The sequence below is a fragment of the Secundilactobacillus similis DSM 23365 = JCM 2765 genome (genome assembly GCF_001311075.1).
Taxonomy (GTDB): domain Bacteria; phylum Bacillota; class Bacilli; order Lactobacillales; family Lactobacillaceae; genus Secundilactobacillus; species Secundilactobacillus similis.
Map to the genome: position 1 here is coordinate 13,866 of NZ_BBAD01000037.1, position 15,922 is coordinate 29,787.

The window sequence follows — 15,922 nt, forward strand, 5'->3', positions numbered from 1 at the left end:
GTTTCTGAACCTCCAGCCTAAAGCATGTCCTCGCTGATTGCACGATACTTAGTATACTTGGCGGACCGGGGTTAGTCAAGCTGAACTCTGAGTCGACGCACTAAAGTCAAAACGCACTCGTTCCAGCCGAAATGGCCACAAACGAGTGCGTCATTGATGAATCCCTATTTCTCTGTATAACGTTGAGAAGCAGACTTCTTTTGTTTCTTCGCCGTCCGTCGATCTTGCCGTTGCTTGATCCGCCGGTCGTACATTTGTTCCTTTGAAATGGCCTTTTGAATCTGACGTTTATAGCCAGGCTTAACCTTTTTCTTTTTCTTGTGAATCTGACCAGCAAGGGCACCAGAAATTTTAACTGACTTCTTCCCCCGCTTTTGACGCCGGTTACGGTCAAATGAATCCACGATCTCGCCGTTTTTAATTTCCTTCGGTTTGAATTCAATGCCCATCGCTTCCAGCGCTTCGATCTGTTCTTCTTCATCAGGTGAGTAGAAGGTGATTGCCGTTCCTGGCAACCCCTTCCGACCGGTCCGGCCAACCCGGTGAATGAAGTAATCAAGGTCTTCTGGAATGCCATCGTTAATGACATGAGAAACCCCTTCAATGTCAATTCCGCGGGCTGCTAAGTCAGTGGCCACAACGAATTGGAAGTCCAGGTTTTGAACTTCACGCATCACCCGTTTACGTTGCCGAGCAGGCACATCACCGTGAATCACAGCAACTTTGAGGTTTTGATCCTTCAAGTAGTTTGCGATTTCAATGACCCGTTGCTTCGTGTTGGCAAATACTAAGGCGAGGTAAGGTTCACCCATCGTTAATAACTGGTAGATCAACGCATTCTTAGAATGGCCCTTGGTGGCTAACAGCCAGTTATCAATGGTTGGACTGATCACCGACTGAACTGGGATCTCTTCCACAACTGGGTTAACCAGGTATTTTTTCAAAAATGGGCGTAATTTGGTTGGAATCGTTGCTGAAAAGACCATCATCTGGAGCTTTTCTGGCATCCGCGCAGCAATTTGGTCGACGTCTTCCAAGAACCCTAAATCAAAGGTCATGTCGGCTTCATCGACAACAAATTGGCGAGCAGTATGCACATCAAGTGCCCCACTCTTGATCAAATCCCGAATCCGACCTGGTGTCCCGATGACAAGTTGGGGTTGTTCACGTTCGAGTTTTTCAATTTGGCGTTGCTTATCGGTCCCACCCACGTAGTTGCCTAACTTAAGTGGTTCTGGACTGTGCTTAGCGAGTTGCTTGGCATCACCATAAATTTGGTAAGCTAATTCCCGACTAGGTGTGGTAATCACGGCTTGAACCTCATGGTTATCCGCTTCTAACCCGTCAAAAATTGGCAGCAAGAAGGCGTGGGTTTTCCCACTCCCGGTTTGAGATTGGCCAATAACGCTGCGTCCTTCCCGAATTACGGGAATCATCTTCGCTTGCACCGCTGTTGGTTCTTTAAAATCGAGTTCGGTTAGTGCCGTTAGTAAAAATGGCTTTAACCCAAACTCCGTAAAGGATTGACTCATTCTATTCTCCTTGTTCTTGTAATAACGCATCGAGTTCTTTGATGACTTGTTGAATCTCGTCATCATCGTGTGCTAAGGCCCCACTGGCAAGGGCGTGTCCGCCACCACCGTGGTTCTTAGCCAGTTCGTTGATCGATGGGCCTTTTGACCGCAACCGAATTCTGAACGTGTGGTCCTTAGATTCCACAAAAATGGCCCACGCAACGACTTCCTTCAGGCGACCAGGCAATGGCACAATGGCACTTGTGCTCTCGTCACCTAACGCGAATGGTTCCAACACCTCGTCAGATAACTTCAAATAAGCCGCACCGCTTGGTAAAATCGTCAAATTTTCATAAACAAACGCTGACAGTCGGGCTAATGGAATCGAAATTTCATCTTCCTTTTGATTAATATCACTTGCTGAGAAGTTGAAGGTCATCAACTGACCTGCAACCTGCATCGTATGCGATGACGTTGCCGGATACATAAACCGACCCGTGTCACCAACGATGCCGGCGTATAACACGCGGGCAGCTTCATCGGTACAAGTCAGTGCCGGTTTCATCGCCGTGTAAAAATCAAAAATCAATTCCGACGTACTTGATGCTTCTGGCATCACCCACATTGGGTCGCCGAACGCATCATCATTAGGATGGTGATCGATTTTGATCAGCTGATCACCCGTTAGATAACGACTATCATCTACCCGTGGTTGGTTAGCGGTATCCAAGACCATCACTAGGGCGTCCTTGTAAACCTCATCTGCAATCTCATCAGTTTTGCCCAACCAGTCAAATCCGGGGTACTGTTTTCCAACCGTATAAATCTTCTTTTCTGGAAAACTGGCCTTTAAGATCGCCGCCAAGCCCATTTGAGAGCCGATTGCATCTGGATCAGGTCGTTGGTGTCGGTGAATAATCACCGTTTGATGTTGTTTAATTGCTTCTAAAATTGCCGTTTGCGTTTCCTTTAATGTCATCGCTATCGCGTCACCTTTCCAACTGTCTCGTAAGTCGTCATTCCAGTATAACGTTTTCGACCCGGTTATTCAATAGCGCAACAATGGGCGTTGATGTCTCTACTAATCATCAAATAACGCCAATTTGACGTTTTCAAATGCAATTGGTGCTAATCCGGTCAAGGTTATCCCCAAGAGCCGAATTCCTTCTTGATTTTCCGGCAACGAGACCATGATTTGTTTTGCTAAGCGCGCGTACAGTTGTGGATCATTCTCCAAAAAATCGGCTTCAGTAATTCGCTTAGTCTGAGTTTTAAAGTCACCATATCGGACTTTGAGCACTAATGTCCGGCCATGCATCTGTTGCTTGGTCACCGTTCTGGCCACCATCTCAGCTAATTTATCGAGTTGCGTATCGGCTTCGCTTTGCGTCGTCAAAAACGGCCAGTAAGTTCGTTCCTTGCCAATCGACTTGCGATCGCGTTGATACTCAACTGGGCGGTTATCGGCGCCCCGAACCCGTTGATAGAGTACTTCACCAAAGCGACCAAACTTTTGAATCAAGTCTAGTTCGTCCCACTGGTAAAGGTCGGCCCCGTTGTTGATGCCCAACTCGTGCATCTTCGGCACGGTTTTCTTACCAACGCCCCGAAACCGCTCAATTGGCAACTTCATTAAAAAATCATGGGCATCTGCCGCATGGATAATGGTGATGCCCACCGGTTTACGGTAATCGGACGCTTCCTTCGCCAAAAACTTACTGTAGGAGACCCCAATCGAACTCGTCAGGTGAGTTTGATCCCAGATTTCAGCTTGCAATTTAACTGCCAGCTCAACCGGATCGGCAATTCCCGGCTTATTTTTCGTCACGTCAAGGTAGGCTTCATCGAAGGCGACGTATTCAGCAATGTCCGTATAGTGATGAAAATCTCGTGAATCTGTTCCGATATCTCCCGGTAATGCGGAAAATTAGGTGAAATAAACGTTGCCTTTGGACACAGCTTTAGCGCTTGTTGGGACGGCATCGCTGAATGCACCCCATACTGACGAGCAACGTAATTCGCGGTTGTCACAACGCCCCGACCACCCGTGCGCCGCGGATCTTTACTGATCACCAATGGCACCTTCCGGTAAGCCGGCGTATCTCGTTCTTCAATTGACGCGTAAAAAGCGTCCATATCCACGTGCAAAATTTGCCGGTGTGCGTCAATTTGAACCGGATTATCCATTGCTGATCACCTCCAATCACCGTCTGAATCATGCTTTTTCCATTATACCCGAACAAACGTTCATGGGCAATTATGGGGTACTAGTTAACCGCTTGGACCAGTTTTTACTTATCGTTTGTGTCCAGCGTAAGTGCGCGGAGTTTGTGAAACTTGGCTTCGTTGACGCGTTAATCATGGGCGATATTATGGGCACAACCGGTCGGTCAGAAAATTTGGGCTGGAACGCCGTGGGCACGATTCTGAGCCGGAAAAACACGTCTCAGAATTCGGCCTTTCACTAAGCTGGAAGTTCACCGGCTAAGTGAAATTTCACGGCTGAGCCCAATTTTCTGCCCGACCTCTTGTTTGCGGGCTTTCGGCATCGAAAGCGCACTCCCGAAAATTTATCATGAAGGGCCAAACTGTCGCACGCTGACAAATGTAAGCATCTCAACAAATATTGAATGACAACGTAACAACATCGGGTCAGCAGTATGTTCAAGCGAGTTGAGTCAATGTTCAGGCTAGACTTGTTCATCACGGAAATGACGACTGCTGCCCGATAGTGCTGTTTACTGAGTTAACATCAATCGCTGTCATACTGTAGATGACGTCCAGTTAAGCACTTGAGATGGTCTACAATAGTGCCGAATTGCGCCAACGTAAGATTTCGGTAAGCGGCTAGGTGGATGCTGTGTCGCGATAATTGGTGGTTGTTGGTGCTTTTCCCAACAACCGCCAATTATCGGGGACGAATTGAAGACTCGCACGATTTTTGGCGTGGCTTCAATTCGAGGACTGAGACCGCCCTTTGGCTCAGGCCGGCCCCATAGCAGGAACCTAGCCGCTTACCGGAATCGACAGTTTAAGCAAATCATATTTCACAAACTCACATCAATGATGCTTACGCTAGACACAAACGAAAGTAAACAGAGCAGACCATACAAAAAAATCCCCCAAAATGGAGGATTCTCACATTACTTCGTTTCCGAAGCATCTTTGTCAGCATCATCAGCTGGCGTTACGTCTGCTGGTTCAGCATCTGCTGAGTCAGTTTCTGCTTCGTCCTTAGCTGGTGTTGCTTCTTTGTCGTCAGCAACTGGTTCACTGGCTGACGTTGCTGCAACTTCACTAGCTGCGGCTCGTTGTGATACGGTGGCAATTGCGCTCATATCAAAGACCAAGTAGATCCCGTCGCAATCCAAAGTTACCGTTTTGGCTTCCTTGTTGATTTCGTCGATGACCCCGTGTAACCGGCCAATCGTAACAACGTGGTCACCCTTTTTCAGTTGATTCAACGTGTCTTGATGCTTCTTTTGTTGCTTTCTTTGAGGACGAATCATCAAAAAGTACATCGCAACAATCATAACAACGATCAAGAGCATGCTAGAATAACCGCCTGCACCTGCACTTGCTAAAACTACCAATACATTCACCCACCTTTATGTCTAACTAATAATTTAACAAATATTTGACCCGCCGTCCATGACTCTGACAAGAATTCTTAGAAATTTTTGGCATTTGGTAGATTATAGCCGTATTCTTCGAAGAAATCCTGCTTAAAGTCCAACAATGAATCATCCATAATCGCCTGACGAATTTGACGCATTAAGTTTAACAAGAAGTAGAGGTTGTGATAACTCGTTAAGCGCAAGCCAAACGTTTCATCCGCCTTAAACAAATGCCGAATGTAAGCACGAGAATAATGCCGACAAGTATAACAATCACACTTTTCATCAAGTGGTCGAAAATCGCGGGCAAACTTGGCATTTTTAACGGCTAACCGGCCACGACTGGTCATGCACGTGCCGTTCCGGGCGATCCGGGTTGGCAACACGCAGTCAAACATGTCAACGCCGCGCATGACACCATCGATCAGTGAATCCGGTGAACCAACACCCATCAGATAGCGCGGTTTATTGGTTGGCAACATTGGTGTAGTAAAGTCCAGTACCCGGTTCATTTCGGCCTTCGATTCGCCAACGGATAAGCCACCAATTGAATAGCCCGGAAAATCAAGCTAACCAGGTCTTGAGCGGATTGGCGACGAAGGTCTTCATAGCCAGCACCTTGGACGATGCCAAACAGTGCTTGCCAGTCGGGATTTTGATGTGCCTTTAACCCACGTTCCGCCCAACGAGAAGTTCGTTCAACGGAGTGCTTGATGTAGTCGTAACTTTCAAAGAACGGTGGACATTCATCCAAACTCATCATAATGTCTGGACCCAAATCATTTTCGATTTGCATTGCTTTTTCAGGTGACAAGAAAAGCCGATCCCCATTGATGGGATTTTTAAACTTAACCCCTTCTTCGGTAATGTTTCGGTTCTCCGCCAACGAAAAGACCTGGAAACCACCAGAGTCCGTCAAAATTGGCTTTTGCCAGTTCATGAACTTGTGTAGACCACCGGCCTCTTTGATTAAATCTTCTCCCGGTTGTAACCAAAGATGGTAGGTATTGGCTAAAATCACGCCAGCGCCCATCTCATCCAGTTCTTCAGGGGCAATGGCCTTAACCGTTGCTTGCGTGCCAACCGGCATAAACATTGGGGTCGGAAAAGTGCCGTGTGGCGTAATCAGTTCGCCTAACCGCGCGCCCGTGTGCTTTTCCGTCTTAATTAAGCGATATTTGACCGCTGGTTCCATAAGTTGCGTGCCTCCGTTATTTAATAAACATAGCGTCACCGAAACTAAAGAAGCGGTAACGTTCCTCGATAGCGTGTTGGTATGCGTTCAAAATGTTGTCGCGTCCCGTAAAGGCCGCCACTAACATGACCAACGTTGATTTTGGTAAGTGGAAGTTCGTGATAAACGCATCTACGACCTGCCACTGGTACCCAGGTTTGATGAAAATATCAGTCCAACCAGAGTCGGCCTTGATTTCACCATGGAACTTGGTCCCAATCGTTTCCAGCGTCCGGATCGATGTTGTCCCGGTAGCCACGATTCGACCGCCATTGGCACGAACTTCGTTTAACGTTTTAGCGGATTCTTCCGATAATTGGTAGAACTCAGAGTGCATCTTATGGTCTTCGATGTTTTCTTCGTCAACTGGCCGGAAAGTCCCAAGACCCACGTGCAGTGTCAGATAAACGAGCTTGATGCCCTTATCTTCAACCTTCTTAAGCAGTTCCTTCGTCCAGTGCAACCCAGCCGTTGGCGCTGCGGCTGAACCAGCCTGTTTGGCGTACACGGTTTGGTAACGTTCTGGGTCATCAAGCTTTTCCTTGATGTATGGTGGTAATGGTGTCTCACCAAGCTTCTCCAAAATTTCCATAAAAATACCGTCATAGTGGAACTCGATCATCCGACCGCCATGTTCCAGCTCCTTGGTCACCGTTGCAGTCAACGCACCGTCGTCACCAAAGGTAACCGTTTGGCCAACGCGAATCCGCTTAGCAGGTTTCATCAAGGTTTCCCATTCATCACCTTGCGTGTTATGAAGTAATAAAACTTCAACGTGGCCACCGGTTTCTGCTTCACGCCGTAAATTCGAGCAGGCATGACCCGTGAGTCGTTCATTACAACGGCATCACCGGGGTTGAGGTGATCAATGATGTTATAAAAATGTTCATCTTCCAGCTCGCCAGTTTCATGATCCATGACCAATAAGCGAGACGCGTCTCGTTTTTCAATTGGCGTCTGGGCAATTAACTCGTGTGGTAAATCGTAATCAAAATCTTCAGTTGTTAGTGTCATGTTAGTGTGGATCCTTTCCATTATTCATAGGTGTTAGGCCGAGGTGCTCATACGCTAATGGTGTGACCATTCGACCACGAGCAGTTCGTTTAATAAACCCTTTTTGCAACAAGAATGGTTCATACATTTCTGCAACGGTATCGGTTTCTTCACCGATGTTGGCCGCCAGGGTACTCAGGCCAACTGGCCCACCGTTATAGAATCTGATCATCGTTTCCAACAGCTTCACGTCAGTTTGATCAAGGCCCTCATCGTCAACTCGCAGCATCGTTAGCGCGTGTTGCACAATGGCCTTATCAATTGCATCGTGCTCTGGTGAAACCTGTGCAAAATCCCGGATTCGTTTCAGCAACCGGTTTGCAATTCGGGGCGTTCCCCGTGAACGCCGCGCGATTTCGTGTGCACCTTCCGTATCAATCGCAGACTGTAAAATTCGCGCAGAGCGATCAACAATTTGTTCTAGTTCGTCAACATCGTAGTAGGCCATATGACCAACGATGCCAAACCGATCACGCAACGGTGCCGAAAGCAGTCCGGCTCGCGTGGTTGCGCCAATTAAAGTGAATGGCGGTAACGGAAAATGAATCGGGTGTGCAGTTGGTCCCTGCCCCACCACGATATCAACGTAAAAATCTTCCATCGCCGAATAAAGCATTTCTTCCACCACTTTAGGCAATCGGTGAATTTCATCAATAAATAAAACGTCGCCGGGATTCAGCTCGTTTAACAACGCCACCAAATCACCCGTTTTTTCAATGGCCGGGCCACTAGTGGTCTTTAGCCCCACTTGCATCTCAGACGCAATGATCATCGCTAACGTGGTCTTTCCAAGGCCAGGTGGTCCGTATAACAAGACGTGGTCTAACGCTTCTTCACGTTGTTTAGCGGCCTGAATATACACCGTTAACTCCTGCTTGAGCGCCCGTTGCCCAATATACTGACTCAGCGTAGATGGCCGTAACGATTGTTCAATTGAGGCTTCATTTTCATCCTGTGATTCACCAGTCACTAACCGTTCATCATCTGCCATCAACAAGCCTCCATTCTACTTTGTTAATAATGATAACGCTGAACTGAGGTAAACGTCAGTCGTTTCCCCCGGTTGTTCAGCGAGTACTTTTTCAACCTTTTTAACGTCGCGGTCACGGTAACCTAGTGCGGCTAAAGCTGCCATGGCTTCGTTCAGTGCCTTATTTTCACCATCGCCGCCGTTAACAGTCGCCGTCTGGAATAAATCAGTTTCAGCGAAATCTTCCAGTTTATCACGAAGATCCAGCACAATTTGTTGTGCGGTTTTCTTTCCAATCCCGGGGAATTTCGTCAGATAAGTGACATCGTTGCCACTAATCGCGTTCACAATGGCTTGCTGATCGCCATTCGCCAAAATCGCCAACGCACTCTTGGCCCCGATACCCGAAACTGCCAGTAGTTTTTCAAATAACTGTTTTTCTTTTAACGTGTTAAACCCATATAAAATCTGGGCACTATCGCTAATCGATTGGTGGACATATACCCGAACATCGTCTGAGCCAACCTCAAACCGAAACGGATTGCCAACTCGAACTAAATAGCCCACGCCGTGAACGTCCACAACGATGTAGGTCGGTTGAATATCAACGATTTTGCCTTCTAAATACTGATACATGCTGTCGCCACTCCAGTTCTCTAAACGTATGTTTGCCTAAAAATTGTACCACGAATTGGGGCGAAATCACAGAGCGTTTCCCGAAACGGGTTGGGGGCAGTGTGTAAGGTAGGTTGGGTGATGTCCCTGGGCTTGGGGCATTACCCGACCTACCTTACATGCAGCCCCCAGTTTAGGGAAACGCGTTTCGGCGCAGAGGCCATAAGGTACCAAACTGTAATCACTTTATTAGTAAAAGAACCCCGGATGATTAATCCAACTCGCGCCGAAACCCAGTTGCCTCACCCACTCATTCGATAAATTCGCTACCTCAACCACGGATTCAAAAACTCCAAACCAACAAAACGCCCCCCTAACTTCCAAACACAGAAATCTAGGAGGACGCCCAAAATTCAATTATAAAACCCAACTCAATCACTCATCGTCGTGTTCCGGCAGTCGCTTATGCGGCTTCAACTGATCCGGTTTAATCGCCAACGCACCAATCCCGCGAAGATGCCGAAGTAATAGGTTAAGATCCGCCAAAGCAACATCGCAACTACTAACTTACTGGAGTTCGTAATGTAACTGCCAAACAGCACCGTGAAACTATACTCAGCCCCACCGGCACCTCCAGGAATTGGGAAGATTGAAATCACCATGACGATCAACACATGTAAACAAGTAATCATCACAATGTTGGCTTGCGTGTACCCTAACGATAACATGATGAAATACGGTACAAGGTAGTACGCCATCAGTTGTAAGAACGTTACCAGAGCAACTTTCAGCAAGAGCTTTCGTTGACCCAGCAGCTGGACACTTTCCTCATAAAACAAATCGATTTTCGTATCCAAGCGCGTCAGCATGTCGTTCATCCGTTCCGCTTTACCGAACCACCGCATCGGACTCAAAATCACGCGCACAGCCTTTTTCGTAAATTGCGGCCAAAACATGACCAACAGCAACCCGATAATCACGCCAAAGTGAATCAAGAACCCAAACACCACGAATAGTGATAGGTAGCTCATTTTGCTGACCATGTAGTGAAATCCAATGACCAACGCAATGATAAAGTTGATCACGATCATGGCCTGATACACAATGAATTTCATCAACAAGACTGAGCTTGCCCGACCACCATCGATGCCACTTTGAAGCATCGCAATCAATTGAGCCGGTTGCCCGCCGGATGAAAATGGCGTAATCCCGTTAAATAACTGTTCAATTAACGGGATTCGAATCGCACTCTTAAACGAATAATGCCCCATCCGTTCATCAACGAAGATTTTGACGACCAGACCCTCAAGACCAAAGTAGAGGATCATACATAAAACCGCGATCAGCAACCAATCCAAGTGGATCGATGCAAAATCACGAATTAGAATATTAAGTTTAACATCGCGTAACGAATAACCAAAAATCGCCAATCCCAATATGACGATTAAAAATACCGCGACTTTATTTCGTCTCGACATCGTTACCGACCTAACCGTGCCTGTTCAGCATAAAAATCTTGCCAGATTTTAAGCAACCGGTCTTCGGAATAGTAGGCAGCTGCTCGCTGGGATTTGGCCTTCAAGGTCGCGAGTTCTTCGGGTTGTTGTTTGAGCTTTTGAATCCAGTCGTTCATCTCATCAACATCCTTAGCCGCAGCGTAATCCCCATCGATGATTGCCTGATACAGGTCTAAATCCCGGAGTAGGACCGGAGTTTCAGAACTAAAGGCTTCCAGTACTGACATTGGGAATAATTCATTATAGGATGGCAATAAAAACAGATCAGCCATATTGTAGTAATCAACCAAGTGCTCACGGGGCACGATCCCCGGGAAGCTCAAGTTAGCTGGTGGATTATCAACGACTTGCTTCAACTGTTCATACCCATCGGTAATTCGGCCAAATGAGAAACCGCCAGTCCAGATAAACTGCACATCCGGATTCCGTTTTGCTAGTTCGATGAAGTCAAAGACCCCTTTTCGAACCTGAACTTGGCCCGATCCTAACACCGTGAACCGGTCAGGGTACTGATATTTTTGTTGCAATTGCTTCTTTTTAGCAGCGTCTACCGGATGAAACAGGGCTGTACTGACGAAATTCGGAATATACGTGATGTGGTCTTTGGGAATTCCGTAAGCCTCTAATTTTGGAATAAACGCCGGATTCACAACCACGAGTTGGTCCATCCGCTTATAAAAGGCAATCACGTAACGGTAGAAAACCGCCTTCGCAATCTTCGGCAATTTCAAGCTACCTTCTAACGTTTCCGGTAAAAAATGCACAAAGCCAATTTTACGGCCCCGATTAGGCATGAAGGTTGATAAGTAAAACGAAAAGTTAACGGTGTGATAATGACTCACATCAGCTCGACCGTACTTATTGATCTGAACGTTCAGCGTATCAGCCGAGCGCGTTTGAAGCAGTCGGACAAGTTCTAGATACACGCTACCGACACCCTGTCCTGCAACCTTATCCGCTGCTGAAAACATTGTAATAGTTAACATACTCGACTCCTAAATAGTTAGTTACTGATACCGGCTGAATCCTGTGCTTCTTCATAGGTCAGTTGAACGTCTTGGTAAAACTCAACGATCCGTTGACCAAACGACGCCGCAGAAACCCGGTGTAACGTTTCTGCTAAGACTTGCTGGTTTTCAATTTTTGCGTGTTGTAGATAGTAAATTAAATCATCCACCAATTCGGCATACGTTTCAAACGTTGTCCCCAATTCATGGTTAGCGAGTAACGCATCCGTATACGGGCTGGTCTTCACCACGATTTTGACATCCGATGCCAACGCTTCAATATACGTTAACCCCTGCGATTCAGAATCAGACGCCGACACAAATAAATCGGCAGCTTGATAGTAAGCCTGAACCTCGTCGTGATTGATTTCACCCGTAAAGATAACGTGACGGCCAAGGTCAAGTGACTTAGCCTGTTCTTCAAGGTCCTCTCGAGCGGGACCATCACCCACGATCATTAAGACCGCATCGGGAAGTTGAGCCAAAACCTTTGGCATCCCGTTGATCAGTTCTTTGATGTTTTTCTCATACGCTAACCGACTCAACGATAGCATCAATGGTGTATCTGGCGCTAAGTCGTATTTAGCTCGCACGTTGATTTCACTACTGTTTTGATATTGTTCCAGGTTGACCCCGGTCGGAATGACCCGAATCGGAATCTTGACCCCGTAGCCCGTCAGTGTATCGATGACCCGTTGACTTGGCGCAACCACCCCAGAAAGGTGCGTACAAAACGCCAACGTCATTTGCTTAACGTGAACGGGCTTTAAAATCTTACCGTTCGCCACGTAGTGCAGGTAGTCCTCATACATCGTGTGGTAGGTATGGATGCACGGAATCTTCAAATTCTTCGCCACAAACTTACCAATCCACCCCATCGAAAATTCGGTTTGTGTGTGGACAATGTCTAGATTAAGTTCTTTGGCAATCTGATAGGCATGAAATAGCCCTCGAAACGCAACTCGCCGATCGGTAAACGACACGAATGGCACGCTTGGAAAGCGAAAAATATTACGTTCGTAAACATCCTTCTCAATGTGTGGGTCAGTCGTGGTAAAGATGTAAACTTGATGCCCCTGTTTCTCCAACTCTTGTCGAAGCGTCTTGATCGACGTTGCAACCCCACTCACCTGAGGGAAGTATGTGTCCGTAAATATCCCAATGTTCACGTTAATCCCCCCAACAATTTATCGTCCGTTTGCTTCATTTTAATTATAGTCATTATATTGGTTTCCAATTGGCAATGCAACAGATGTCCCATCGCTGGTACACCCTCGCCTAACTGCCTGCTTTACAGCATTCATCATACGCTAACTGATAAGTTAACCCAACCATTATTGAAAAAATCGCACTGAAATTTAATGGTTTCGCTTAAGTTAGCTACTTGACTAACTAACTATATAACAAACCACCAATCGTTGCAACCAAAGTTCTTAGTTTGACCCATTGTTCGGTCTTCTCCGATACTATATCACATATAATATTGTTATTCAAATACCTATTGTAACTCGATTACTAAAGACGTCTTCACATAAAGTAAAGTTTTATTTAATTTCAAAAAAGTTTCTTAATCCTGATGAATTGCGGATTAAGAAACTTCTTAACTTACATGTGTTCTGCTATTCAAGCCATTTAGCAATACTGCCCCAACTATCGCGGTTCACGATCATTCGCGGTGTCAGTTTCAAATTCGACCGCGACGTTACAATCCCGTTATTCAGTATAAATAACTTGCAACCGCCGCTGTGTCAACAAGAAGTTTTCCACCTGTGAGGTGCCACTCCCGTACGGATACGTGAAAATCGGTGATGTCTGGCCAGTTTTAGCCTTCAACACCCGTTGGCTAGTCGCATAATCTTGCTTAAAGGCTAAGTAGTGTTTGCGCAAGTTAAATACTGGGGTGCCCTTCACCAAGTAGTGCATATTATTCGTATGGACGCCCAGTGTCAGCAAGTCACCAACTTGACGCTTCATTCTTAACACTTCAGGCCATGACGCCAACTGTTCACCGCCAATGTAACGACCCGTTGTTCCGGTAATGATTGACGCTGTGAAGGGATACCCGTGCCGCTTAAGCACCGGGGCGGCATTTTCGGTAAGGGTGCGATCCACGTCGTCAAAGGTGATGACTGCGTATTTACCGTGAACGGTGCGGTGTTTTTTGAGCATCGTCACCATTTGGGCCGTTGAAATGACCCGAACATGGTGCCGTTGGAGAAAGGTCATTTGTTGCTTAAATTCGGATAAATTCACGTTATAGGCGTGTAACTGGTTGTTTGGCGTTAAGTGTTCCATTGTTGAGACCGCCGCCGTATCGTTTAAAATTCGGTGGTAACACAGCACCATAATCCCGTTTTTGATTTGCTGATCCGCCGACGCTAAGGCAAAGTTTTCGTGAATGCCGCGCTCAAAGGTCACTTTCTTGTACACGTTTACCGATAAGACACTCACAAAAAGGACTAGAAAAATCCCTAACAGCCATTTTCGATTAGTTTTGGTCATGTTGTACCGCCTTTCGCTTTAACCGTCTAAGGTGGCACACACCGTAAACCGCAACTAGCCCACCAACCAAGACGATGGTCAGGCCTAAAACTTTATACATCCGAAACGAGAGGTTGAACAACGCATAGTTGACCACTAACGCATCAGTGTAGATTCCCAGCATAAAACAAACGTTTACGGTCAGTACACCTAAAGCAATCGCCCAGAGCACGACTAGTAGCACCAGTCGACGTAAGCGAGCACCCAATGACGTCTTTTTACGAATGACTAATTGTTGTTTATCCACACCTACACCCCCCGATCAGGACTGGACCAGACACCTTTACGTTGCGGATCCAAAAAGAATGACCCCAATGCCGTGATGCAGCTAATGAGGTTGACCGCCCAGTAGAAAATAAAGTACATCGGTAAGAGCAACAAATCTTGCCAGTCCACGTAACCTTGGCGTTGTGAACTAGTAAAGCCAATAATGAACTGAACGATACTGATCAACGTCAACACGAATAAAATGCCACCGTCTAAAATCAACGATTGCGAAAACAGCATCGTTAAGAAGTAGGTCAGGACACTAAAGGCACAGCATAACGCCCAAACATTACTAATGATCATATCTAGCAATAACCACTGTTCCGCTAGCCGCCCAGTAAAAATCAACTGACGATTGCGGACCAACACTTCCAAACCACCACGGGCCCATCGCCGCCGTTGTCGGATCAGTGCCCGAATGTGTTCCGGAACCAAGATCCAGGATACCGCTTGCGGGCAGTACACCACATGCCAATGTTGACGGTAGAGTTTCCAAGTCATATCAATGTCTTCGGTCAACGCTTCCGTCGTCCAACCAGACACTGCTTCAACCGCGGCTTTTCGGTAAACCACGATCACCCCAGATACAGTAGTGATATGCCCCGTAATGAAGGCTTGTCCGCGTTTAATAATATCGATGATCCCAATATATTCTAATAATTGCAACCGCCCCAGCAACGTCGTTCGATTTCGAACCACTGGCCGACCCGCCACTGCCCCGTTTTTGGGGTCAGCTAGCATCGACCGCATCATATGCGTTAAGGCCTGTTCATCTAGATAAGAATCTGAATCTAAACACAATAAATGCTCACCATTCGCGTAGCTCAACCCAACGTTTAAGGCGTTCGCTTTTCCGGCGTTTTGTTGAATCGGAACCACTTGAATCGGAAATTGATCTTGATACTGCGCCTGTAAGTCGCGCATCACGGTCAACGTATCATCCGTGCTACCATCATCCACTAAAATTAATTCGAGATGCTGATAGGTCAACCCCGCCACCGATGCAACGACCTCGTGCAGGGTATCAGCTTCGTTATGACCGGGAATCAGGACGGACACTAACGGTTGTTCACCACTAAGCGCGGGCTTCTGGATCAGTCGTTGTTGAAGACCAAAAAACAAGGCTCCCACAATCCAAATCACCGACACAATCAGCGGATAAAAAATGACAAAACCACTAAAAATAAACATGTAACGCTCCTTTTCAACCTCAATTCGAGGCGGCTAGGCAACCACCTATCGTTTAAAGCACAATCTTGAATAGTCTAACGAAATCAAGTTAACGGGTCAAGGCAACGCCGACAAATCGAATGTGAATCCGTTTTCGTCATGACAATCTTATGGCTTTCTTAATGGTCGAACAAAGTTGCTATAATGTGCGTTGCCATGGTCCTGCTATCGATTGTGTCCAGCGTAAGTGTTGGGTGCAATTTGGGTGAAGGCTGTTTGTCGTCGCTTCGCTCGCCAAAGCCGCGCGAAAACCGGCGCTCTCAGGCTACAAAATTCGGCGCCACTTAAACTGTTATTTCCAGGGTTCCTGAAGTTACAAGAAGTTGTCAACCACGCGCTTTCTGGCCACCGCGCCGG

10 protein-coding genes and 4 pseudogenes are annotated in these 15,922 nt (G+C 46.7%); all 14 read right to left on the minus strand.

Annotated features, from left to right (window positions below; translation table 11 throughout):
• Positions 1-164 precede the first annotated feature (164 nt).
• A complete protein-coding gene (locus JCM2765_RS09375; RefSeq protein WP_054736258.1) occupies positions 165-1,532 on the minus strand; it encodes a DEAD/DEAH box helicase in 1,368 nt (455 codons plus the stop codon).
• Position 1,533: 1 nt separating this feature from the next.
• On the minus strand, positions 1,534-2,493 hold the full coding sequence (locus tag JCM2765_RS09380) for a DHH family phosphoesterase (RefSeq protein ID WP_054736260.1): 960 nt from the start codon (positions 2,491-2,493) through the stop codon (positions 1,534-1,536).
• A gap of 102 nt (positions 2,494-2,595) precedes the next feature.
• Positions 2,596-3,701, minus strand: a pseudogene (dinB, locus tag JCM2765_RS09385) (DNA polymerase IV).
• A gap of 956 nt (positions 3,702-4,657) precedes the next feature.
• A complete protein-coding gene (gene yajC, locus JCM2765_RS09390; protein ID WP_082405067.1) occupies positions 4,658-5,065 on the minus strand; it encodes a preprotein translocase subunit YajC in 408 nt (135 codons plus the stop codon).
• Between the two features lie 119 nt (positions 5,066-5,184).
• Positions 5,185-6,326: pseudogene (tgt, locus tag JCM2765_RS09395) on the minus strand (tRNA guanosine(34) transglycosylase Tgt).
• 16 nt (positions 6,327-6,342) lie between these two features.
• Positions 6,343-7,400, minus strand: a pseudogene (gene queA / locus JCM2765_RS09400) (tRNA preQ1(34) S-adenosylmethionine ribosyltransferase-isomerase QueA).
• Complete coding sequence (ruvB, locus tag JCM2765_RS09405) at positions 7,381-8,409, minus strand: Holliday junction branch migration DNA helicase RuvB (RefSeq protein WP_054736262.1); 1,029 nt, start codon at positions 8,407-8,409, stop codon at positions 7,381-7,383. Before ruvB ends, queA begins: the two are co-directional and overlap by 20 nt.
• Before the next feature lie 15 nt (positions 8,410-8,424).
• Positions 8,425-9,024, minus strand: a complete 600-nt coding sequence (gene ruvA, locus JCM2765_RS09410; RefSeq protein ID WP_054736265.1) for a Holliday junction branch migration protein RuvA — start codon at positions 9,022-9,024, stop codon at positions 8,425-8,427.
• 414 nt (positions 9,025-9,438) lie between these two features.
• Positions 9,439-10,481, minus strand: a pseudogene (locus JCM2765_RS09415) (lysylphosphatidylglycerol synthase transmembrane domain-containing protein).
• A gap of 2 nt (positions 10,482-10,483) precedes the next feature.
• Complete coding sequence (locus JCM2765_RS09420; RefSeq protein ID WP_054736267.1) at positions 10,484-11,506, minus strand: glycosyltransferase family 4 protein; 1,023 nt, start codon at positions 11,504-11,506, stop codon at positions 10,484-10,486.
• 17 nt (positions 11,507-11,523) lie between these two features.
• Positions 11,524-12,696 carry a glycosyltransferase family 4 protein gene (locus JCM2765_RS09425; protein ID WP_054736269.1) on the minus strand — a complete coding sequence of 391 codons (1,173 nt, stop codon included), beginning with the start codon at positions 12,694-12,696 and terminating at the stop codon, positions 11,524-11,526.
• Between the two features lie 544 nt (positions 12,697-13,240).
• A complete protein-coding gene (locus JCM2765_RS09430) occupies positions 13,241-14,029 on the minus strand; it encodes a polysaccharide deacetylase family protein (RefSeq protein WP_369404067.1) in 789 nt (262 codons plus the stop codon).
• On the minus strand, positions 14,016-14,315 hold the full coding sequence (locus JCM2765_RS09435; RefSeq protein WP_054736271.1) for a hypothetical protein: 300 nt from the start codon (positions 14,313-14,315) through the stop codon (positions 14,016-14,018). The genes JCM2765_RS09430 and JCM2765_RS09435 overlap by 14 nt, the downstream gene beginning before the upstream one ends.
• Before the next feature lie 2 nt (positions 14,316-14,317).
• Positions 14,318-15,526, minus strand: coding sequence for a glycosyltransferase (locus tag JCM2765_RS09440; RefSeq protein ID WP_054736273.1), 1,209 nt, complete (start codon positions 15,524-15,526; stop codon positions 14,318-14,320).
• Positions 15,527-15,922: the final 396 nt, after the last annotated feature.